Origin of the sequence: Marinifilum sp., assembly GCF_965230805.1 — a bacterium.
Taxonomy (GTDB): Bacteria; Bacteroidota; Bacteroidia; order Bacteroidales; family Marinifilaceae; genus Marinifilum.
Window position 1 is genome coordinate 4,026,041 of the sequence record NZ_OZ246019.1, and the last position, 24,260, is coordinate 4,050,300.

Annotated in this window: 18 protein-coding genes; 11 read left to right on the forward strand and 7 right to left on the reverse strand. The window is 36.0% G+C overall.

Annotation, left to right across the window (positions count from 1 at the left end):
• Positions 1 to 133: 133 nt before the first annotated feature.
• The 4 genes from ACO05S_RS15645 to ACO05S_RS15660 form a co-directional block, all read right to left on the reverse strand.
• Positions 134 to 835 (reverse strand): Crp/Fnr family transcriptional regulator, encoded by a 702-nt coding sequence (locus ACO05S_RS15645; RefSeq protein ID WP_421918948.1) that lies wholly within the window; start codon positions 833 to 835, stop codon positions 134 to 136.
• An 86-nt stretch (positions 836 to 921) separates the two neighbouring features.
• Positions 922 to 2,157, reverse strand: a complete 1,236-nt coding sequence (locus ACO05S_RS15650) for an ABC transporter permease (RefSeq protein WP_421918949.1) — start codon at positions 2,155 to 2,157, stop codon at positions 922 to 924.
• 125 nt (positions 2,158 to 2,282) lie between these two features.
• Positions 2,283 to 3,209 (reverse strand): ABC transporter ATP-binding protein, encoded by a 927-nt coding sequence (locus tag ACO05S_RS15655; protein ID WP_421918950.1) that lies wholly within the window; start codon positions 3,207 to 3,209, stop codon positions 2,283 to 2,285.
• Positions 3,210 to 3,282: 73 nt separating this feature from the next.
• Entirely contained in the window at positions 3,283 to 5,595 is a 2,313-nt protein-coding gene (locus tag ACO05S_RS15660) for a gliding motility-associated C-terminal domain-containing protein (RefSeq protein ID WP_421918951.1), read from the reverse strand.
• Positions 5,596 to 5,843: 248 nt separating this feature from the next.
• Between ACO05S_RS15660 and ACO05S_RS15665 the strand changes: the two genes are divergently transcribed.
• The 10 genes from ACO05S_RS15665 (at position 5,844) to ACO05S_RS15710 (ending at position 17,107) form a co-directional block, all read left to right on the forward strand.
• A complete protein-coding gene (locus ACO05S_RS15665; protein WP_421918952.1) occupies positions 5,844 to 7,130 on the forward strand; it encodes an ABC transporter substrate-binding protein in 1,287 nt (428 codons plus the stop codon).
• A 79-nt stretch (positions 7,131 to 7,209) separates the two neighbouring features.
• Complete coding sequence (locus ACO05S_RS15670) at positions 7,210 to 7,914, forward strand: GTP-binding protein (RefSeq protein WP_421918953.1); 705 nt, start codon at positions 7,210 to 7,212, stop codon at positions 7,912 to 7,914.
• A gap of 128 nt (positions 7,915 to 8,042) precedes the next feature.
• The gene (locus ACO05S_RS15675; RefSeq protein ID WP_421918954.1) at positions 8,043 to 9,071 is read left to right on the forward strand and encodes an ATP-binding cassette domain-containing protein; all 1,029 of its coding nucleotides are present in this window, start codon (positions 8,043 to 8,045) and stop codon (positions 9,069 to 9,071) included.
• 189 nt (positions 9,072 to 9,260) lie between these two features.
• A complete protein-coding gene (locus ACO05S_RS15680; RefSeq protein WP_421918955.1) occupies positions 9,261 to 9,503 on the forward strand; it encodes a hypothetical protein in 243 nt (80 codons plus the stop codon).
• A gap of 147 nt (positions 9,504 to 9,650) precedes the next feature.
• Complete coding sequence (locus tag ACO05S_RS15685) at positions 9,651 to 10,307, forward strand: HD domain-containing protein (RefSeq protein ID WP_421918956.1); 657 nt, start codon at positions 9,651 to 9,653, stop codon at positions 10,305 to 10,307.
• A 307-nt stretch (positions 10,308 to 10,614) separates the two neighbouring features.
• Positions 10,615 to 11,841, forward strand: coding sequence for a DUF1566 domain-containing protein (locus tag ACO05S_RS15690; protein ID WP_421918957.1), 1,227 nt, complete (start codon positions 10,615 to 10,617; stop codon positions 11,839 to 11,841).
• A 741-nt stretch (positions 11,842 to 12,582) separates the two neighbouring features.
• The gene (locus ACO05S_RS15695) at positions 12,583 to 14,235 is read left to right on the forward strand and encodes a S8 family peptidase (RefSeq protein WP_421918958.1); all 1,653 of its coding nucleotides are present in this window, start codon (positions 12,583 to 12,585) and stop codon (positions 14,233 to 14,235) included.
• A gap of 315 nt (positions 14,236 to 14,550) precedes the next feature.
• Positions 14,551 to 15,360 carry a DUF6597 domain-containing transcriptional factor gene (locus tag ACO05S_RS15700; protein ID WP_421918959.1) on the forward strand — a complete coding sequence of 270 codons (810 nt, stop codon included), beginning with the start codon at positions 14,551 to 14,553 and terminating at the stop codon, positions 15,358 to 15,360.
• 77 nt (positions 15,361 to 15,437) lie between these two features.
• On the forward strand, positions 15,438 to 16,019 hold the full coding sequence (locus tag ACO05S_RS15705; RefSeq protein ID WP_421918960.1) for a hypothetical protein: 582 nt from the start codon (positions 15,438 to 15,440) through the stop codon (positions 16,017 to 16,019).
• 5 nt (positions 16,020 to 16,024) lie between these two features.
• Positions 16,025 to 17,107, forward strand: coding sequence for an alpha/beta fold hydrolase (locus ACO05S_RS15710; RefSeq protein ID WP_421918961.1), 1,083 nt, complete (start codon positions 16,025 to 16,027; stop codon positions 17,105 to 17,107).
• A gap of 162 nt (positions 17,108 to 17,269) precedes the next feature.
• On the opposite strand, the gene ACO05S_RS15715 is transcribed toward ACO05S_RS15710, so the two are convergent.
• The 3 genes from ACO05S_RS15715 to ACO05S_RS15725 form a co-directional block, all read right to left on the reverse strand.
• Positions 17,270 to 18,400, reverse strand: coding sequence for a YibE/F family protein (locus tag ACO05S_RS15715; protein ID WP_421918962.1), 1,131 nt, complete (start codon positions 18,398 to 18,400; stop codon positions 17,270 to 17,272).
• 250 nt (positions 18,401 to 18,650) lie between these two features.
• Positions 18,651 to 20,177, reverse strand: coding sequence for an alkaline phosphatase (locus tag ACO05S_RS15720; RefSeq protein WP_421918963.1), 1,527 nt, complete (start codon positions 20,175 to 20,177; stop codon positions 18,651 to 18,653).
• A gap of 148 nt (positions 20,178 to 20,325) precedes the next feature.
• The gene (locus tag ACO05S_RS15725) at positions 20,326 to 22,230 is read right to left on the reverse strand and encodes an AMP-dependent synthetase/ligase (RefSeq protein ID WP_421918964.1); all 1,905 of its coding nucleotides are present in this window, start codon (positions 22,228 to 22,230) and stop codon (positions 20,326 to 20,328) included.
• A 368-nt stretch (positions 22,231 to 22,598) separates the two neighbouring features.
• Here ACO05S_RS15725 and ACO05S_RS15730 point away from each other — a divergent pair, with 368 nt between their 5' ends.
• Positions 22,599 to 24,071 carry an aminotransferase class V-fold PLP-dependent enzyme gene (locus ACO05S_RS15730; RefSeq protein ID WP_421918965.1) on the forward strand — a complete coding sequence of 491 codons (1,473 nt, stop codon included), beginning with the start codon at positions 22,599 to 22,601 and terminating at the stop codon, positions 24,069 to 24,071.
• Positions 24,072 to 24,260 lie beyond the last annotated feature (189 nt).

Sequence of the window (24,260 nt, forward strand, 5' to 3'; positions counted from 1 at the left end):
AAAAAGATAAAGCTCTTCTTTTAATTTAAAACAATTAAAAAGAAGCCTTGTTTTCAGCCCACAAAAGTAAGAATTAATTTGTTTTCTGAAATCAGAAAACAAAAAGTTATTGGTAAAAAAGATGCATGCCGGTTTATTGTTGGAGAAGTCTAATTAGTTGTTGTCTGTTCAGGATTTTGATTTCTCTTCGATTGGTTTGTATTAAGCCTTCTTTTTCCATTTCTTTTAGGCTGCGAGCAAAGGAGGGACGGGTTACCCCAAAAAACTGAGCCATTTCTGATTGCGACTTGGGCAAACTAACCTGAACCTTATCAGGAGCAGCCAGTTTTAGAATGTAATTGGCCAATTTTCCTTTGATTGTTTTAAAATTAAGGAACATCAATTTGTTGGCTAAAAACTGACTTCGGTTCGAAATAGAATTTAGGTAATTGGTAAGAAATATTTTGTTCTTCTGGAACAGGTCAACAACAGATTCTTTAGCCAAAGAAAAGATTTCTACATCTTCGTTAGCTGTAACATTAACCGGAAATTGGTTTTTTTGTCCGAATAAAAAGGCAGATGCAATTGGGTAGGGAGCCATAATATCTTCAATTTTAATGCTTTTTCCTGAAGGATCTAGCATTTCTCCTTTCACACTGCCTTTCATTACAATCATTAAATGCTCACAACGATCTTCGCGAAAGGCTACCATATCACCTTTAGTGTATTTTTTAATTTTATATTGAGCTCCCTGCAACAAAGATTCCATTTCTGTTGGAGAAATCCCTCTAAACACAGGAGATTGAGAAAGCTGTTCAAATTGCATTTTGTTGTATTCAATTAAATTTTTTCTCAATGATAGGGGTTTCTTGCCAATCTTCAAAGAATAAAAGAGGGTTTGATCCTTTTTATGAACGAGATGCTCATTCAATCTTAAAACATCTATACCATTTTCAATAAATTTCTTCTGAAGCTGATAACAGAAATGGCGGTGAGTAAAGTACCAATTCCCAATAAAATTAGCATTTTAGGAAGAATATCGATTAATGGCAATTGTCTCCAGAAAATATCAAAGAAGCCTTCCATTGCCCAATAATTAACCGAGATTACTGCTATTTTTTTCATAATTGCAGGCATAAAGAACAATGGCATCATGCTTCCACCTATGGCTGATACAACAAGAATGATAAGAGTGGATAAACTTTCTACCTGTTTTCTGCTTTTACAAACCGAGGCCATAAATATCCCAAAACTTGAACAGGCAATTGCTGCACAAAGAATCATTAGAACTAAAGCAGGCAGGTTAATGAAAATATCCAAGCCTAAGGCCAACCACGAGTAGAGGAACATTACGGTTAACTGTAATATTGCCATAAAAAGAGTTGATAGCATTTTGCCATATAGAATCTCGGAAGGATTTATAGGTGTAATTAAAAGACGTTTGAACGTTCCGTCTTCTTTTTCCTGAAGTAATGTGGCACCACTGGCCGAAACACTAAACAGTAACATCATAATGGCTACTCCTGCTATGGCCTGAACCAGTCCCAGGTTACCATTTTGTGTTTCACTCACCAAAGCAGTCATAGGAAGTTCAGAGTTTTCTTTTATTTCTGATGATTTTCCTGATGATTCAAACCCACTAAACTGTTCTTCAACCTGCGCTTGAATATCTGCAATTTGAGAATCATTCAAATCCGGATTTTTCTCTTTTATCCAATTGTTTACCTTTCCTTTTATTCCTTTCTTCATGGTAATACCAAACAGGTTCGACCACAAAGCCTGTTGCAGCAGACCCATTTCTATCTCCTTTGCTTGGTCGTAGAAAAGTTCCATTGGAACTTTTTTTCCCATTTCAACCGAGTCCTGAAAGCCTTTGTACAATACCAATACAGCTGTTCTTTTTCCTTTTTTGATTAAGCTTTCGGCTTCAGCATATGTTTTCGGTTCCAGTTTCAAGCCTTCATCTGCGTCTAATTTGGTGAAAACCTCTTGTGAAAGGGCTGTATTGTCTTCATCTGCAAAAAGCAGGTTAACGGCTTTCGATTTTTCAGATTTACCAATTCCACCATACATTAAGGCAAAAATGGTGATGAGTACTATGGGAAGTAGAAGTGATAAAAAAACTGCAGTTCTATCTTTAAAATATCTTTTGATGCCTTTGAGTGCTATTGTAAACATAAAATGGTAATTTTAAAACGAGCATGATTAAATTAATGATTCAATATATTCGGTAATTTGATTTTGATCTTGTGGTATCCATCAGACAAATGGAAAAAAACATAAACAGATAAAATTAGATGGATTTAGTCTCTTAATGATTTGCCGGTTAATTCAAGAAAAACACTTTCTAAACTCAGACTTCTAATGTCGATTTTATCAAGCAGAAGTTCACATTTAGAACACAATTGAATTAAGCCTGGCAATTCTGCATTGGCCTTCGATGATGAAAGAATTAAGTGATCTTCATTGATAAGAAGTTGTCCTTTGTAACGATCTGTCAATGGATCAAGTCCACTTTGGTTGGGATTGGAATACTTCAAATGAATTTCCTCTTTTAATGAAGAGTCGGCTTTCAGCTCGTCCAAACTTCCTTCAGCAATGATTCTGCCTTCATCTATTATTCCAATTCTGTCGCACAAACGTTCTGCCTCTTCCATGTAATGAGTGGTGTAAATCATTGTTAATCCACGTAAGTGCAGTTCTTCAATTACCTCAAATATCAGATTTCTACTTTGCGGATCAATCCCCACTGTTGGTTCATCCATAAATACAATTTTGGGATTGTGGAGTAGGGCAGCGGCAATATTAATTCTTCGCTTCATTCCGCCTGAGTAGGTTTTTATCTTGTGATTTTTTCTGTCGGAAAGTCCCAGAAAATCTAACAATTCATCACACTTTTTTTGCAAACTTTGGCCTTTTATTCCATACATGGTTCCCCAGAATTTAAGATTCTCTGAGGCAGTTAAATCTTCGTATAATGCAATTTTCTGAGGAACAACACCTATTAGTTTCTTACATTCCGCAAGGTTTTGATACAGATTTTTGTCTTCGTAGAAGATTTCGCCTTCATCGGGTTTTAGCAAGGAACTCAATATGCTTATGGTAGTTGTTTTTCCGGCTCCATTTGGCCCAAGCATGCCATAAAGTTCTCCTTTTTGAATGGATAAGTTAACGTTCGAAAGAGCTTTTACTTCATTGTATGATTTTGTGAGGTTTTTTGCAAAAAGCATAAGTGCTATTGTGTATGGTTAAAGAGTGAGAAAATTACACAATAAAAATAGAAATATAAAATTGTTTAATGATTTATCGAAGAAGAGATACGTTCCCTTTTTTAATCATTTTTTTACCATCATGGTAAGTCACTTTCAGAACATAAACATATACGTCGATATCTTGAAGTTCCCCTTTAAAATATCCATCCCAACCTACATTAATGTTTTTGCTTTCGAAGATTTTTTGCCCGAGTCGATTGTATATCATTAAAGTGGCATTTTTGCAATTGGAGCCATGAATAAATAGTTTGTCATTGTGGCCATCACCGTTTGGCGAGAATGCTTTAGGCAATCCAACAAATGGATAATCTTCAAGGAAGCCCACTTCGATCGTATCCTGAGCGGTACAATTTACCTGGTTGATTACTTTTACCCAATACTGTCCTTCGGTATTTACCTTTATCTTTTGAGTGATTTCACCAGTAGACCAGGTATAAAAGCAATTTGCTGTTCCTGCATCCAATACAATTCCTTCATTGGGATATGAAACAAGATCTTGACCCAGTTCCACCCTTGGAACTTCCTTGCTGATAAGTTCCATATGATCCGACTCTTTGTTCCCGTTGGCATCGCTTACTTCTACAAAGTACTGTCCTTGCTTTTTCAGGTAAGTTTCAGGAGCATTGCAGTCAATGCCAATCCATTTGTAGCTTAAGGGAGGTTTCGGATTTCCTTCCAGTTGCACTGTAACATATACCGAATCACCTTCGCATATGCTTTGATCTTCGCCCAGGTATACGCCAAATTTATGCCCATTCTTATAATCGATATACAAAGTATCCTTGTTGGAACAACCGTACTGATCCGAAACTTGAACAACATATATACCACCACTATTGGCCTCTATTGTTTGGCTGGTAGCACCAGTGTTCCATATGTAACTTGCGCCTTTATTTTGTGCATTTAGCAAGACCTTTTCACCTTCCCAGAGTACCAAATCAGAGCCTAAATCAACAATAGGCTTGTGGTGATATTTTATTTCAGTACTTGCCGTTTTCGAGAATCCGTCGGGGTCGCTTACCTTTACCGAATATACTCCGGCAGTTTCAATTGTAATTTCTTTCTCTTTTGATCCTGTGCTCCACTCAAATGAATAGTCCTGATTAATGGATAGAGCCGGACTTAAGATCATTTTCTCATTGCCACACATGTGAATGATTTCCGGTAATTCCATATTAAAGATTTCATCTTTTAGTTTCGCTTTGAAATTTTTAGTAACTGAGCATCCGAAAGCTGATGTTTTGGTAACAGAATAGTTTCCTGATTCAGAAAATGTATTTGTAGCATCGGTACTTCCATCGGACCATAAATAAAGGCAACCTTCATCATAAATATCAATGGTATGCTCTTGATCTAATAAAACAAGCAAATCATTAATGGAAATTTTTGGTGCCTTATGAACCACCACATCAACAGAGGCATTTACCTTTTGATTATCGGTTATATCTGTAACTGTTAATTCGTAGCTTCCTGATTTGCTAACAGTAATCGATTTACTTGTTTCTCCTGTCTTCCATTTAAAAGAATAGTTAGAGGGTAAATCAATAACAGGCAACAACTCACATGAATCTCCGGAGCAGATATTCTTTGTATCTCCCAAATCAACGCTAAAACTATTTACGATATCAATGCCAGCATAAATGGTATCGCTGTTGCATCCAAAAGCATCTGTCTCGATAAGTTTAAAGAATTTGGCTCCTTCCTTGTCAGGCCATTCAATTTTTAGATCAAGTTTTTTACTGTTTTCTTCAATCCTGCTTTTATTTTCATGCATTTTTGCACCTTGAGGAAGAACTACCTTGTAGGAGGAGTTTTTGCCAATGTTAGCACTGTATTTTTTAGTAGAACGGGTTTTGGCTTTTGGATAATAATCATTGAATTCAGGATCTGGAAGAGGGAGTAAATGTATGCTTGCTGAATTGGCATCAGTAGGAATGTGCAGAGGAGTTAAATCTTCCAACCAGGCTTTTTTCAGTTCAATGGTATAATCCTGAATTTTACCACTTAAGTTTCTAAGAAAAAGAGATATTTGATATTCTGAAATTTTAATGGCTTTGTTCCCATTGGCGGTCATTGCCGGGCTATTATTAACCGAATAGCTTACATACCAGTTTTTATCCTTGGGCCCCTTAATTAAGAGTTTAAGCTGCTGCATAGGAAGCATTTCTCCGTTGGTTGCCGAGCAGTACAAGGCTTCATAATCGGCAACAATTCTAACCGATTCATCATCATCTTCATCATTGTCATCATTCTGGGAGAGCAGGGAAAAAGGCAAAATCATAACAATAAAGATGATGGATATCTTTAAGAAGAAAGGAGATGATATGTGGCGTAAACTTGTCATTGGCTACAATATTTCATTGTAATACTGGAATTGAATATAGCTCAAAAATATCAATCGGTAAATTTTAGTCAATAATATAAGTTGATTAGTCGTTTAAAAATACGCATTAATCTATAGATTGTTGTTTTAAGATGCAAAAGAAACTCTGCTTAATAAGTAAAAATGTGCATATTGTAACATCGGTTACATTTTATTTTTGCACGAGCACCTACATTTGCAATAGAAAATCAATAAAAATCGATTTCACAATGGAGAATCAATATTTTAATACCACAGATAGTTTGCTTGAGATTTGTACGAAATATCCCGAAACAGTTAAAATTTTTGTTTCAAACGGATTTAAGCAATTAGAGGATGAAAAGAAAAGAGCTCTTTTTGGAAAATCTCTATCCTTAGAGATGGCTTTAAAGATGAAGAAATTGAATGTGGATACTTTTACTGCATTGTTGGTAGAAGGTATTGATTCAAATCGTGGTCAGGTTGATGGCGACTTGAACCAGAAAACAAAAGAAAAGAAAAAAGATTCGGTTCACGTTCAGGGATTACTACCATGTCCGGTAAGAGTTCCTTTGGTTGAAGGCATTGACTCATTCATTGCTGATTACGAGCAAAAATACAACAACGAGGTTGTGTATGATTTAAAAGCAGCATCAATGGGATTGGATTGGTTGATAGATGATGTAATCAGCCAAGAAAATACCGATAATTTGGCAGATATCTTTATTTCTGCAGGATTCGATTTGTTCTTCGATGAAAAATTGATGGGGAAATTCAAAAAGCAAGGAGTCTTTAAAGATAGCACGGGATTCAGCCGATTGAATAAAGATTTCGACAACGATGAAATTTGTTTGAAAGATCCGGAAGGACATTATTCAATGATAGGAGTGGTGCCTGCAGTTTTTCTTGTGAACACAGATGAGTTGGGTAACAGACCTGTTCCTCGCACTTGGGCAGATATCTTCAAACCAGAATTTAAAAGGAGCGTAAGCTTACCAATTAGCGACTTCGATTTGTTCAACTCCATGTTGTTGCATATCTATAAAGCTTATGGCGAAGAAGGAGTAAAAGGATTAGGAGCTTGTTTACTGGAGAGTATGCATCCATCTCAAATGGTAAAATCTCATACCAAGAAGAATGAGAAACCTGCAATTACAATTATGCCTTATTTCTTTACCAAAATGGTAAAAACAGGAGGGCCAATGATTGCAGTATGGCCTGAAGATGGAGCAATTATAAGTCCTATTTTCATGTTGACTAAGAAAGAAAGATTGGAAAAAACACAACCAGTAATTGATTTCTTTGCTTCTGAGGGTGTTGGAGAAATTCTATCGCACCAGGGATTGTTTCCAAGTATCAATCCAAATGTGGATAATAAACTACCGGAAGAAAACAAATTTATGTGGTTGGGATGGGATTATATCAATAATAATGATATCGGATCTTTGATTAAGAAGTGTGAAACAATATTCAATAATTCGATTAGAGATGAATCGTTCGCAAATTTAGGTCCATTAAGTTATTCACCCAACAATTAGGAGTTAGAAATGATGAATTTTGGATAATTCATTACAAGTTCACGAAATAACACAATTACGCATTCACAAAATACAACATATGAACTTAGTTACAGTATCAGGACCTCCATCGTCAGGAAAAACAGCAGTGATTCTTAAAACCATAGATTCTTTCCAGAAACGCGGTTTAGAGGTGGGAGTAGTAAAATTCGATTGTCTTTATACCGATGACGATATTTTATACGAGAAAGCAGGAGTTAAAGTAAAGAAAGGATTGTCCGGATCGCTTTGTCCTGATCACTATTTTGTTAGTAACATCGAAGAAGTTACTCAATGGGGAATTAAAGAAGGTTTGGATATTTTAATCACCGAAAGTGCTGGTTTGTGTAATCGTTGTTCGCCTTATGTGAAAAGTGTAACCGCCGTTTGTGTTATCGATAATTTAAGTGGTATTAACACGCCAAAGAAAATTGGACCGATGTTAAAATCGGCCGATATCGTAATCATTACAAAAGGAGATATCGTTTCTCAGGCCGAAAGAGAAGTTTTCGCATCGAGAGTAAATACGGTAAATCCTGGAGCTAGCATTATGCACGTAAACGGATTAACTGGCCAGGGAGCTTACGAATTAAGTACTTTGTTGTACGACGAAAAGGTTGAAGTGAAAACTTTGGTTGGTGAAAAACTTCGATTCTCGATGCCATCAGCTCTTTGTTCATACTGCTTGGGCGAAACCAGAATTGGTGAAAGTTACCAAATGGGTAATGTTCGAAAAATCGACATGGAAGATAAAAGAAAAAGTTAAAAGTACTTAAAGTTGAGAATAACTTAAGGCACTCTATGTAATTAAGGCACTATAGGCACTGGTTGATATAAGCAGTTAAAATCAATGAATTATTGACTTTTAGATAAAAGTACTAAAAACAAAAAAGAATGATCACAATTCAAGATATACAACAAAAAACAATAGCCGATTTATTTGAGCAGTATCCTTTTCTTCCCGGATTTTTTGAGGAGAACACCTTGGAAGTTGACGGACAAATCAACGAGAAGTTGGATGATTTTCTGAATATTCTTGATGATGAAGAGGAAAAGGAAAATCGTGCAATGGATAAGCCCCAGGTAATGGAATCGATGGCTGAGTACATTACCCAAATGTTGGCTTTTCTTGGCGAAGATGAGGATGAAGGAGTAAATAGCATTACGCTTTTACCGGGAACCAATAAGTCGGGCGAGAAAGAAGAATTCGAAGAATTAACGATCAACAAAAGTGAGATTGTTTGTATTGTAGGTCCAACAGGATCGGGTAAAAGTAGATTGCTGGCCGATATCGAATGGGTAGCACAAAACGATACACCAACATCCCGAACCATTTTGGTAAATGGCGAAAAAGGCGATAAAAAATGGCGCGTTACTTCGGGGCATAAGTTGGTTGCTCAGTTGTCTCAGAACATGAACTTTGTGATGGATCTTTCGGTTTATGAGTTTATCGAGCTTCATGCACAAAGTCGATTGGTTGAGGATGTTGAAGGAGTAATCAATAAGATATTTGAACAAGCGAATAATTTGGCTGGAGAGAAGTTTAGCTTAGATACTCCAATAACAAGTTTAAGTGGAGGCCAATCGAGAGCTTTAATGATTGCAGATACGGCTATTCTTAGTAAATCGCCAATTATATTGATTGACGAGATTGAGAATGCAGGTATCGATCGTAAAAAAGCATTGGAATTGTTGGTAGGCGAGGAGAAAATTGTATTAATGGCAACTCACGATCCTATTTTGGCTCTAATGGGCGATAGAAGAATTGTAATCAAGAATGGTGGAATTCATAAGGTGATTGATACCAGTGGAGACGAGCAAAATCTTCTTTCAGAACTGGAGAGAATGGATAATGTGATCCAGAACATGAGAACGCGTCTTCGTGATGGTGATATTATCCGCCAGGAAGATATTGGTTTTTAAGGATAGATTTGAGATAAAAGACATGAGATTTGTGAAGAATTACATGTGATTAGGAATTACGGCTTGCTTAACAAGTCTACAAGTATATATTAGAAAGAAAAGTAAATTAATAAAATACAGTATTGAGAATTGAGTAGATCACACATCTAATATCTCGCTTCTCATATCTAAATTTAGGAGGAAATAATTATGCATGACGGATGTGCGGGAAGTTTTGAAAATGGAAAACAAGTAGTTGATAAGATTAGAATGATGGGATTTGCACAGCAGCTGATGCCAATGCCTATGGAAATTGAATGTCATGGTTGCAAAGAAACTTTCACGATGGAAGAGTTTGAAGGACATTGTCCGAAGTGCGGTATGGTACATGGTGTAACACCTTGCCATGCTTTCGATCCTAATAACATTATGGCTGCTGGAATAGGATACTAAAATACAGTCTGTAAGAACACGCCATGCTATTATAACTCCCAATAGAATTTTCTGTTGGGATTTTTTGTCTCCTTAAATTCTTAAATTAGCTGGCATTATTTTACGTCGAACTCACGTTATTTATAAACCAGGCTATTGAATTGGAACATGCATAACAAAGAACAGATTATAAATAAAACTGTAGATTTCGTAAAACAAACACTAGCCAAAGCCGAAGGAGGTCACGATTGGTGGCACATATACAGGGTTTGGAAAACCGCAAAGCACCTTGCGAAAGAAGAGGAAGTTGATTTGTTTATTGTTGAACTTGGTGCTTTACTTCACGATATTGCCGATTCAAAATTCCATGATGGAGATGAAAGTATTGGACCGAAAAAGGCTGGAGATTTTTTATCTACCCAGCGGGTGCAAAAAGATGTGATTGAACATGTAGAACAAATCATCAGTAACATCTCGTTTAAGGGAGGCAAGGAGGCTAAGAAATTTAAATCGCCTGAATTGGATGTGATACAGGATGCCGACCGCATGGATGCCATTGGAGCCATAGGTATTGCTCGTACCTTTAACTATGGAGGACATAAAAATCGTGAAATCTATAATCCGGAAATTGAACCCAACCTGAATATGAGCAAAGAGGAGTACAAAAACTCAACAGCCCCTACCATAAATCATTTCTATGAGAAATTATTGCTATTAAAAGATCGAATGAATACCAAGGCAGGGAAAGAAATGGCAGAACAACGTCACCGGTTTATGCAAGAATATCTACGTCAATTTTATAGTGAGTGGGAGGGAGAAGTTTAATTTTTTTTTTGCAACAGATAAAGAACCATTCTGCATAAAAGAAGAAAGAGTAAATGGCTTTCTTATTCTTTTGATTGGAAGGTATTGTTTTTAGATACAAGCGATATTAAAATCTTAACAGCTCTTAAAAAAAGCTAATTTTCAAGGTGTATCAGTAATAAATTCAGAAATAAAAAGGAAGCATACAATCAAATACAAGCGAGGCCATTGAGCCTTGTTTTTTTTATACGCTCATATTTCTTGGCACGAGATTTAAACCAAATGGATAAATCATGATCTTATAACTGAACAAATAAAAGATGAAACTATGAGAAACATGATAGGATTGCTGTTCATTTCATTGATTTTGGGATGCAGTTCAAGTGATGATTTAACAGAGGAGATTGTTCAGGAAGAAAATCAGGATACAGAATTAACATCAAAAGCCTATCATATTGTTGATACGGGCGTAGATGATTTTTACAGTGATGTTGCTACAATATCAGAACCATTGCAATCGCAAGCTTTTTATGGACAAGATGCGACCTACAGCGGCAACCAGCCTTCGTATACCAATAACGGAGATGGAACCATAACCGATAATGTAAGCGGTTTGATGTGGGCACAGGATATGGGTGACAAAATTACTTTTGACGATGCATTTACCAAAGCATCTAATTCTAATTTGGGAGGGTATAACGACTGGAGAGTGCCTGCAATTAAAGAATTGTACTCATTAATAATATTTACAGGCAAGATACAGAATGGAAATATAGAGGAGCTTTATATCGATACGGATTATTTTAACCAACCCATTGGGAATACCGATATTGGCGAACGTGAGATAGATGCCCAAACATGGTCGGCAACCGAATATGTGGGGTACACAATGAATAGAGACGAAACCGTATTTGGAGTAAACTTTGTGGATGGCAGAATTAAAGGATATCCAAAATATCAACCGGGATCGAGCGAAGGGAAAAAAATGTATTGCAGACTTGTAAGAGGAAATCCCGATTACGGAAAAAATAGCTTTACAGACAATGGCGATGGAACAATTAGCGATTTGGCAACAGGTTTAATGTGGCAAAAAGCAGATGATGGCCTTGCAAGAGATTGGGAGGAGGCTTTAAGTTATTCTGAAAACCTGGAATTGGCCTCTTTCAATGATTGGAGACTTCCGAATGCTAAAGAGTTGCAAAGTATAGTCGATTATTCCAGATCACCGCAAACAAGCAATTCTCCTGCTATCGATCCTGTTTTTTATACCAGCGAAATTTCCGATCCCGATGGTAATAGTGGGCAATATCCATTCTTTTGGACAAGTACAACCCATTTGGATGGGGCAAATCCATATGCCAGTGCGGTATACATAGCTTTTGGAGAGGGACAGGGAGAAATGAATGGAACCCTAATGGATGTTCACGGAGCGGGATGTCAACGTAGCGATCCTAAAAGTGGAAATAGTAATGATTATCCTCAATTTTTTGGTCCGCAGGGCGATGTACGATATGTATATAATTACGTAAGGAGCGTAAGAAATATCACAGAATAGCATGGTAGAAGGTGGTTTGTAATAATCTTTAGCCTTACATATAGCCTGCCGGCGGTTTAAAGCCTGATAGTATTTTAAAAGTCACTTGTACACATGTCTTGTATCTTATCCAATGCTTGATGTATTGCCCGCTTCAACAATATGTAAATAAAAAATGGCTGGAATGCAGTAAATACCGATGCGAATCACCAACAGACCCGTGCGAATCACCAACAGACCCATGCGAATCAGCCAAAATGGCATACGAATCACTTACAGACCCATGCGAATCAGTAATAATGGCATAAAGATCACCAATTAACCCGTGCGGATCAAAAATATTAGCTTACGAATCAAACATGGAAAGCAATTAAAATAACAGTTCTGAACCATAAGATACTCGCAAGTAAAAATATTATAAAATTTCTCCGATTTAAGTGATATTGTTCTTTAGCTTCATGAGCTGACCATGTATTGAATGCACTTTTATCATCTTACAGGAGTTAGGAAAGTGTATGGATAGAATTTTTTACAAGTTATCGCAAAGTTTGCAAAACTGAATGTTAGTGGAGGATCCGTAAATGCTTACAAAGCACTTGTTAAAGCCGAAAAGTTGCAAGCCAAAAAGCATGCTCGTTTCATAATTAAACAGGTATAAATTGCTTCTCTTATTCTTTTGATAAGCAGTTATTGTTTTGTAGATTCATGATGTAATTTTAAATCAAACTTAGTTCAATTTAGTATCATCAAAAAAATCACTGCATGAAAAGTCTTTTAATTAGTTGTTTGCTACTTGTAGCTACCTACATTGGTCAGGCTCAAAAGAGCGAAGGTGTTGAATTATCAGAGTTAGATTCATCCTTTTTAAATTGGTATAATATGGATCCGGAATTGGATCAAGTTCAAGGCGCTTCGGTTAACTTGGCTTACAAAGAATTGTTGCAATCGAAGGAAGCGAAAAAGAAAATTGTAGTGGCAGTTTTAGATGGAGGGGTTGATTTGAATCATGAAGATTTGAAAGATAGAATCTGGATAAATGAAAATGAAATTCCCAACAATGGAATTGATGACGATAAGAACGGGTATGTAGATGATGTTAATGGTTGGAATTTTTTAGGAAACAGCAAAGGTGACAACATTATTACTGAGAATCTTGAAGCTTTAAGAATTGTTCGAAAGTACGAGCCGATATTTAAAAATGTGAGTTCGATAGATGAATTAGAGTCTAAGGATCATGAATCATACCAATTGTATCTAATCTGTAAGGATGAATGTAATCAGGCCAAAGCAAAGTATTTAAAAAGAAAAGGTCAGATCGAGAGATTTGCAAAAAGATTAAATCGTGCTGAAACGATAGTAAAGAGAGCCTTGAACAAGAACGACATTACTCGCGATGATGTAAAAAAACTAGAAGCTAAAAATGAAATGCAAAAAGCAGCAAAGGATTTCTTGTTAAATATCTACAGCAAAGGCTTCAAAAAAGAGAGTTTTAATAATGATCGGGAAAGAACGGATTTATTTATCGACAAACACTTAAATCCGGAATTTCAGCCCAGAAAAATAATTGGAGATGATGTATCTGATATTACCGATGCACATTACGGCAATAATAATGTAGCTACAGAAACAGCTGAGCATGGAACCTTTGTTGCAGGGATTATTGCTGCCAGGCGCGACAATCAGCTTGGCATTGATGGCATAGCTCAAAATGTTGAAATTATGGCTTTAAGGGTTGTGCCTCATGGAGATGAACGAGATAAAGATGTAGCTTTAGCAATAAGATATGCCGTTGACAATGGTGCAGATATCGTTAATATGAGTTTTGGAAAAAATTATTCGCCACAAAAAGAAATGATTGATGATGCGATAAAATATGCCGAAGAAAATAATGTTTTGCTGGTGCATGCAGCGGGTAACGAAGGAATGAATGTTGATGAGGAAATTCGATATCCATCGCCGATTTTAATAAATGGGAAGCATGTAGAGAATTTTTTAAGCGTAGGAGCAAACTCGAAAAATGCAAACCAGAAATTTTGTGGAATATTTACGAATTACGGTGAAAAGAATGTAGATATTTTTGCCCCCGGGGTGGATGTGATCTCTCTTCATCCCGAAAACAAATACAAAATGCGACAGGGTACTAGCTATTCTGCTCCTGTAGTAGCTGGGGTAGCAGCATTGGTTTGGTCATATTATCCTGATCTTAGCGCAGTGGAATTAAAGCATGTTCTGATGAGTTCTAGCAATCAATATAAGAGATTGAAGGTTTTAATCCCAAATATTAAAGAGAAGCAGAAGAAAAAAGCAAAGTTTACAAAATTGTCTGTTAGCGGAGGAACCGTAAATGCTTACAAAGCACTTTTGGAAGCCGAAAAGTTGCAAGCTAAAAAGCATGTACAATTAAGTAAGAGTTAACTTTGTGATGGACTGTAAAAATTCCAATTCTATTATCGGAAATGTTGTGTATCTTATGCCAGTATTACTGTGAAATAAGTCACCTTCTTTTGTCATTTTGAGTTTATTCTTCGGTAAAAAAAAATACCGCCGTAGCTACCACTATGCATCTGTTTCTTTATCGAAGAATAAATTTAAAATTCTCAAAACAATGTAAGACTCATTTCATCTGTTCATTATTATTTTTCATCTGTTTATTATTTTTTCCATCTGCCAGATGGAAGCCGCAAGATCAATATAAAACAGATATTAGATATGATCGCATAGTAAAGGAAAATGGATTGGGATTACAATGAAATAAAACTTCAAGGTTCTTTGTCGGAAATTATAAATTGCATTTGGTGGGAAAATTACTCAGATGTTCATCCCCAAAATAATAAGCACGTGCTAATTCCGGACAATTCAATTGAATTAATTTTTACGAATTCAGATATAAAAAGGCATTTGCCACTCACTAACGAATACAAAACCAGAAAAAGTCAATTAGCCGGATTACGAATATCTCCTCAAACATGTACGGTTCTTAAAAGCCCTGTAATTAGTGTAAGGTTTAAGCCCAAGACTTTTTATCTGCTTTGTAAAACAGATGTAATTAAAACCATCGACAACAATTTAAATCCGGTAGAGTGCTTTGGTGATTCTGTTCTGGATTTGGAAAAGGAATTATTTAAGACCTCTTTGCAACAAGATAGAATACATCTTATCGAAAATTATTTTGAGAACTACTTAAACGATATAGGAAAGCAGAGAGATAAGGATTTTGAAAAAATAGTAAGCTATATAGAAAGTAAGAAGGGAGATTGCACAATTCGAGAACTCCCAACTTTATTTAATACTTCGGCCAGCACCATTGAACGGAAATTTAAAAAGAAATTAGGTTTAACCCCTAAGAAATACAGTATGCTGGTAAGGTTTGTTAATCAATTCCTTTTTGGGAAAAAAGATTTTAGTGATTATTGCTACAATAATGGTTTTAACTATTTCGACCAATCTCATTTTATAAAGGAGATGAGGAAATTCTCAGGATTAACCCCCAAACAACTAAGCTTATTGAATATAGGAATTCAAGAGGTGAATTTTGAATAATAGTAAAAATACAAGTGACGATTTTTTACAATCATCAACAATGATAATGCTCTATACTTGCAGTAAAAGAAAGAAAGATGAAAGCATTATTATTATTTATTTTTTGGCTTGTGGCCTCAAACTGCGTGGCACAATTTAAAAACTTGGAATCAATCTCTGTTTCATATTTAGGTGAAATGATTACCCACCCGGGTATTAAAGTAAGTGCCGATTTCAATATGAAAGAATGGGATAAAACAAAGAATTCCCATAGGGGCTCTTCAAAAACCATTACCAAGAGTTTACTTTTTAGTCCTGCATTAGGTTCATTTTACCATAGAAGGTATCAAACCGGGGTGTTTTTTATGCCAGAAGCTAAATTGAAACGAAAAAACCCTAAAGGGAAATTTTATGAAATTGGAGTTGGACTAGGCTATCTCAGGACTTTTATACCAAATACTTACAAAGTAAATGATGCCGGAGAGGTAAGTAAAACTTTGGCAGGTCATAATTATTTTGCAACAAATTATTCCATATCGTTCGGAAAAGATTTAAGTGTAAAAAAGAATCTGTTGGTAGCATACTTTATTAAACCTCAGTTTATATATGCTGTTCCAAACTTTCCGAATGGTACAGGATATTTTGCACTTGAAATAGGAATAAAATATAGCTTAAAATAACTCAGATGAAAAATATTATAAACAGATCGACACGATTAAAATATATACTAATAATAGGCCTGCTAATGGCTTTAAATGCTTGTGAAAAGTTTGAATTTGCATTGGATGCAGATACTTTTTTTCATGTGAAGATTGATGGAACGGAATTGCCGGTTTGGGTAAAAGGTAACACAGCTTCTTCAAAATTTGTGATTTATATTAATGGCGGTCCGGGCTTAACTAGTATTGATGTAGCTAAAGCTGATATGTTTAACTGGTCGCAAGGACTTGAAGAAAACTTTGCAATGGTTTATTATGACCAAAGAGGTTGTGGCAATGCACAAGGAAATTTTGACGAGAAATTATTGACAGTTTCGCAGTTTGTAAAAGACTTGGATGCAATAATATCAGTTCTAAATGCAAAATATGAAAATCCGGATATTTATTTAATGGGGCATAGTTTTGGGTCATTTATAGGGGTAAACTATTTACTTAGCTCTAATTATCAGACTAAAATTCGTGCTTGGATTTCAATTGACGGAGCCTACAATTTCGATTATGATTTAAGCTGGCAATATCGCAGAACTTTTTTAATTAATATCGCAAACGAGGAAATATCGAAAGGAAACATGCTCGACCACTGGACTGCTGCATTAGATTGGACAGATGTTAATCAGATCATAACAACAAGGGAACAAAAAAATAAATGGAGAGGTTTTGTGGGTTGGCCGGGAGGAATCATTATACCGGAGGAATTATCTTCACTTTCAACTCGTCAGTATCTGAGAATTGGATTTTCTTCAAGTTATAATCCCTTCCCTGCTTACCTATCAAAAAACTTGGATATTGTAAACGATCGGTTAAATGAAGATGCCGAAGGGAAAAATTTTATAGCAGAGGTATCAAAAGTTACAATTCCGTGCTTGTTAATATGGGGCAAATACGATGACTTAATTGTACCCGAGGAAGGACTAGATGTTTTTAATAATTTTGGGACTTCTGCCAATGACAAATTTTATAAGATCTTTCCTCACTCAAGCCATGAACCATACATTAGCGATCCTGACAATTTTAAGAAAGAGATTATAGAATTTGTAAAAAAATATTAGTAAAACAACTGACAAGTTTGTATGTAGTTGAATGCATTGTTGCCTTATTCTCATCCCAGTTATTAACGATGAATAGGAGATCTTGATATCAATCGTTTTGATTCATAATTGGGGTGATTTGTGGGCTAAACCATTTCCGTTGGTTCTTTACAAGTTCAGTTTTTACTTTTTTGTAAAAACCCACGAACCGATGATTGCAGTAAAAGGAGCAACCAGTACCAATCCAAAACTACCTACCAATGTGTGAAGGATTTCACCCGAAACATAGTTCAGATTTAGAATGTTTATCATCGGAGTTCCTTGTGCAATAAATACCATTAAAAGAGCCGAGAATCCTCCTGAATAGGCAAGAAGGAGAGTGGTTGTCATGGTTCCAACCACGGCTTTGCCTACTTCAAAGCCCGATTGGCGAAGTTCTTTTCTGCTAATCTTATTATTAGTTTGGTATACTTCGGCTTGCGAAGCTGCTATGTCCATCGAAATATCCATAACTGCTCCTGATGATGAGATAAATATCCCGGCAAGGAAAATTTCGGTAAGGTTTAGGTAATTATATCCAGAGTAAAGCAAAGTTTCAGAGAATGGTTTTATCGCACCATGAATATTGAAAAGTGTACCAAACAAAATAGCCATAACACAGGTAACTGCAACTCCGCTCATGGCTCCCAAAAAAGCAGTAAGGCCTTTTTTGTTGGTACCTGCAACCAAAAATATAATTACCGAGGTGAGTAAAGCTACAATTAGCAAGGATAGTGGTATAGGTGCGAAACCTTTCAATAATCCCGGAAGAAGTAATTTCCAAATGGCTATTCCTGCAAAAATAAAGGAAAGCATTGCTTTTACACCAGTCCAACCTGCAAAAGCAACCAGGAAAATTACGAATAAAGCCAGCAGAAAAGCTTCCAGACGAATTCTGTAATGATCTACAACTGTAGCACTAATAATTTGCGAATTGTCTTTGTTTAAATGAAGAACTGTTAAGGTTTTGTCTTTGGGCAGGAAATATTTGTCGAACTCCATTCTACCTACCAAGTGGTTAAATGCGCTCAGCTCTTCACCTTTAAATTTACCATTCAGTACCCTGATTTTTAAACTTTGCGTTCCGGTTTTTATAATTCCGGTTTCAACAATCAAGCTGTTATCGGTTTCCAATACCAAGGCTCTAACGCGTTTGGTGTTGGCATCTTTTTGGGTTTCAAAACCATTTGGTAAGAATACAATAAGCGTACTCAGTGCAATTAAGAGTATGATTAGAATTAAATCTGATTTTTCGGGCAGCTTGAATTTAAACATGATGTAAAGGTAAAAAATAGTAGAAATGTAGAATAGAAGAAATGTAAGGATGCTAGAAAAATAAGCCATTGATTTAATGAGCTTGTATTTTAGACGATCTCCCAATCCTTTATTTCCGATTTTCGAGACAGACTATTAAAGGTGAAGGAAAATTTATTACCGGTGGTTTTTATAACTCGTGTTCTTTTCTCCTGTAGGAGGATTTATAAGATGAGGCAAGTAAAAAGCCCCGCAAATGCGGGGCTTCCTTTTATCTGTTTTCAATCAGTTTGATCAAATTTTTAGGAACATCGGTATTGTCGAAAAAGCCTGTAAACAAATCGGCTCCAACTCCAATGGAACGAATAGGTATCGGTGCAGCCGTATGCGAGAAAGATGTCCATCCAATACCAGCTTTATTCGATAGAATATGACATGCAGTAATTGTAAATGGGTCGTAACTGCCATACAACAAATAGAATTGATCGTCTTTTTTCATTTCCTCGTTATAGTTCATGCTTTTGTCAAAAGCAATGCTTAGCTTTTGTAACTCAAACTCGCTTAGTTCAAGACCTTTTTCTGCATCTCCTAAACCAAAATGTTTTTTTACCAATGCCAATCCATCTTCAATATTGTACTTCTCTGTATTATTCTTTCTGTAATCTGTGATTAGATTTGAAAAGTTTTCGTACGAAATGTTTTGGTGTTGAAGCAGGGCAAATGCCGATTCGTAATGGCTTCCTGAAAAACCCATTCCCATACCACCTGTTTCGTGGTCGCCGGCAACAATAATTAAAGTTTGTTTAGGGTGTTTTTTATAAAAATCCAAAGCAACGGCAACGGCATTATCGAACTGTATTACTTCTTGAATAGCAGTTGCAGCATCGTTGGCATGACAAGCCCAGTCAATCTTACCGCCTTCAACCATCATAAAAAAACCATTCTTGTTGTCCAATAATTCTATACCCTTTTGGGTGAAATCGGCTAGCGAGATATCTGATTTTCCATTTTGATCAATATAGTAAGGCAAGGCAGCACCAGAGGCTAGTGCAGGTGCTATACTGATAATTTTATCATCTCCCTTTTTAAGAGCATTAAAATCTTCCACAGTATTTGTAAATCGATAACCTCTTGATTCAGCAATTCTCATAGAGTTGGTTTCTTTCTGATCAAGATCGACGGAATCTCCCATTCCAAAGTTCGACATTGAATTTTTTGCATCAATTTTACCATCGCCCTCAGGATGCTTAAATCCACCACCGGCAAAATAGTTAAATCCACTCTTGCTTAGGTCAAGGCTGATGTCGTAATACATATTTCTGGTAGGTTGATGCGCATAAAACGATGCAGGAGTGGCATGATCAATAGAAACAGAAGAGACAATTCCAATTTTATAATCTTTTTCCTTGGCTATTTCAGCAATGGTTTTTAATGGCTTTTGCCTTTTTGCATCCATACCAATTGTATTGATTGTGGTTTTTGTACCAGTTGATAATGCTGTACCTGCAGCTGCTGATCCTGTAATGAAGCGATCAACTGCATAGGTAGTATAAAATCCTTGCTTTGGCAGAGATGTTAGATTTAATTTTTGAATGCCATTTTTCTGATGAATAGCTCCCAGATAAGCTTCGGCTGTGTTGGCTTGTGAAAGCCCCATGCCATCTCCAATAAAATAGAAAATGTATTTTGGAGCTGGTCCCTGATAGTTGGCTCTCTCACTTGGTTGGGCGTAAACATTTGTAATGAATAATGTTGCAGTAAATAGCAGCCAAAGCTTTATTGATTTTAATCGTATCATGTTTTTGGTTTAAAATTTCCGAAATCTATAAAGAAATAATTATTTGTAATGCTTTTAAATAGTAAATGAAAGTTAAATCTACGTTAAAGTGAGTTCGAACCACATCTACATTATCATCGTCTTTTGCTGAATAAAACTGGTAGAAGCCTTAATTTATGCTTTTGATACTTTGCTTGTTCTTTTCGTTAAAGAAATTCTTTCCTTCTGGTGAATACAAGTAATTTATGTATTCTTTGAAGTGAGTAATTACTTTATTGCGAACCACTTTCATGGTTGAGTTCAGAAGTTTGTTTTCCTCTGTAAATCCTTCCGGAAGAATGGCAACAGCGGTTGGTAGCCAACGGTGAGGGAACATCTCTTCGTATTTTCCTTCACGACGATATTCATTCAATTCTGCTTGCAATAATTCCAAAGCTGCTTTTTGTCCTTCTTCATTATCAGGAGTTAGATTTTGCTCTTTTAGTTTTGCAACAAGAGCAGCTTTGTTCGGTACAATTAATGCAATTGTATACGGATCCTGATTGTTGTACAATATACACTGATCCATTAATGGGGATTGATCAACAAAAGCTTCCTCGATTCCTTCCGGACTAAACTTTTCACCATCATTGGCAATGAGTAGAGATTTAAAACGACCCAATACATAAAGAAAGCCATCTCTGTCTATGTAACCCATATCTCCGGTATGTAACCAGCCATTTCTAACTGTTTCGACTGAAGCTTTGTCATTTTTCCAATATCCTTTCATTACATTACCACCTTTAATCACGATCTCTCCTTTTTCACCAACAGGCAAGGCATTGCCTTCATCGTCGCAGATATTTAAGTCCATATTGCTCACCAAAAATCCCGAGGAACCTAATTTGTGTTTGTGTTGAGCATTTGACGAAATAATAGGTGATGCTTCTGATAGTCCATATCCCTGATACATTGGAATGCCGATTGCATAAAAGAATTTTTGCAATTCGATATCAAGTAACGCACCTCCTCCAACAAAGAATTCTAAATTTCCACCAAAGTTTTCTCTGATTTTTGAGAATAGAATTTTATCGTACAGCATGTACATAGGTTTTAGAAATATTCTACTTCCTTTGCCTTTGTTCCATCCATGATCGTTGTATTTGTATGCCAGCTTTAAAGCTTTGTTGAATAAGCTCACAACTTTTGGGCCTTTGGCTTTTATTCCTTTTTCGATGTTCTTTCTAAAGTTCTTAGCCAAGGCGGGCACACTTAATAAAAGATGGGGTTTTATTTCCTTGATGTTCTTAGGAATATTTTTCAATGCTTCCATTGGAGAGTTTCCTTGCTGAACCGCTGCTATGGAGGCACCATTAAGCATGAAACTGTAGATTCCGGCTGTATGAGCAAAAGAATGATCCCATGGCAAAATCAATAATGTTTTGTAATGTTCGGGGATGTGCATTAAGCTCGACGACTGAATTACATTGCTTGTGTAGTTGTTGTGGGTAAGAATAATTCCTTTAGGGTCGGCAGTAGTACCCGATGTATAAGAAATGTTGGCATTATCATCCGCTTTTATACCTTTTTGGATGTTTTTTAACTCCTTCGTATCATTTTCCGATAGATTATCACCTAGTTTTATTATCTCTGACAGGTAAATTTCTTTATCCTGTAATTCTATACTATCATCAATAAGAATAATTTTCTCCAGCTTTTCAAGCTCATCCTTAATCAAACGAACTTTTTCGATATGATTTTTCGAAACAATAACAAATCTCGATTCTGAATGAATCAGTCTAAATTTTAGTTCATTCTGAGCATCCAGCTTCACCGAAAGAGGAACGTTTACAGCACCTGTAAATAGAATTCCAAGTTCTGATAGTACCCAAGCATTTCTGCCTTCGGATAAAAGTCCAATTCGATCACCTTTTCTTATTCCGGAAGCATACAATCCTGCAGCAAGGGATTGCACATCTTTGTATAGATCCGAATAAGTTACTGATTCGTATTTTTTGCCCGAGTGTTCCCATAAATAAGGATTCGATCCATATTTATTTACACTCTCTTCAAAAAGTTGAACAATTGTATTCATTGATATGTGTAAGTCTGATGTTAAACAAATTGCGAATCCCAAAAATACTAGATTCGGCATGTCAAAGCAAATTATATTTTATAAAGAATCATTTGAAATTAGCCGTTCGTAAAGTAGAATGTCAAAAAGCTGATAATACTTCTTGTTTTTGCCTCCTCAATTCTCTATTTTGAAGCCCTTTAAAAGTGATGAGCAATAAAAATTTTTGTACTAAAATCACCAAGTCAATTGTTATTCCAGTTTTATTTTGCAACGAGCATGCTTAAACATACAGGGTAATAATTGTTTTGATTTTGTGGCTTCCATCAGACAAATGGAAAATATATAAACAAGAACCTAATGCGAATCCTAATTCTAACCCAAGCCAAATGAGTAATCTGGAGAATTATTTCAAGAAATTTCGAAAAAACATAGTCGGCTATGATGCCTGTTTTTATTCACCATATGGAAAGCAAAAAATAGTTTATGCAGATTGGATCGCCAGTGGAAGATTATATAATCCTATAGAAAAGAAAATGTTGAAAGAATTTGGTCCGTATATAGCCAATACACATACCGAGACCAACGAGACCGGAACATTAATGACTCAATCGTATCATAGAGCACAGGAATTAATCAAGAAGCATGTAAATGCCAGTCCTGATGATGTAATTATTCATGCTGGATTTGGAATGACTGCAGTGGTTAATAAACTTCAGCGGATACTAGGATTAAAAGGATGTGGGTTAATTGGTAAATATCAATGTCAAAAGGAAAGAGAAAAGCCTGTTGTTTTTATTACTCACATGGAACATCATTCGAACCAAACATCATGGTACGAAACGAATGTTGATGTTGTAGTAGTTCCTCCTGGTGAAGACCTTACAATTAGCCTGAAAAACTTAAGAAATGAATTGGAAAAATACAAAGATCGTCAAATGAAAATAGGTTCATTTACGGCTTGTTCCAATGTTACAGGCATTGTAACTCCATATCATGAAATGGCTAAAATAATGCATGAATATGAAGGAATTTGCTTTATTGATTTTGCAGCCTCGGCTCCCTATGTTGATATTGATATGCATCCATCGGATCCGATGGCTAAACTGGATGGAGTTTTCTTTTCGCCGCATAAATTTCTTGGTGGTCCCGGTTCCTCGGGTGTAATGATTTTTGATTCAAAGTTGTATACCTGCAAGGTTCCCGATAATCCGGGAGGAGGAACTGTAGACTGGACGAATCCATGGGGTAAATACAAGTTTGTTGACAATATTGAGGCTCGTGAAGATGGCGGAACTCCTGGATTTTTACAAGCCATACGCACGGCTTTGGCAATCGAGGTGAAAAATCAAATGGGAACTAAAAATATTGCAGTCAGGGAAGAGGAACTTTTAGATCTTGCTTTTAACAAATTAAAAGCAGTTAAAGATGTGTACATTTTAGCTGATAATGTGCAGAAACGTCTGGGGATTCTTTCTTTTTACGTGGAGTATATCCATTACAATTTATTGGTGAAACTACTAAATGATCGATTCGGTATTCAGGTAAGAGGAGGTTGTGCTTGCGCTGGTACTTACGGGCACTATCTGTTAAAAGTGAGTCAAGAACAATCGGATGCAATTACAAGTGAAATTACATCAGGAGATTTATCTCATAAGCCAGGATGGGTAAGGTGGTCCTTACACCCCACGGCAACAGATAAGGAAGTTTTATACTTTGTAGATTCCCTGGAAAAAGTAATTGAGAACTACGATGAATGGAAAGAGGATTATACATACAACCGAAAGGTGAACGAGTTTTTCTACAGCGGCAATAAAACTGTGAAAAAGAAAATAGAAGTGAATGGATTGTTCAAATTTTAAAATATTTGAAGCTTGAATCAATTATCATGGTAATATATGGCATTAGGGTGTGTTTTTAATATTTTGATTGTTGCTTAGTCAATAAAAATAGCTTAGTATTGTATTCAATATCATTGCAGAAAGGTAATGTGAGTTCGCTTATTTTCACCTATTGTGCCTGTTGCACAACTCTTGATAACTTGTTTATAA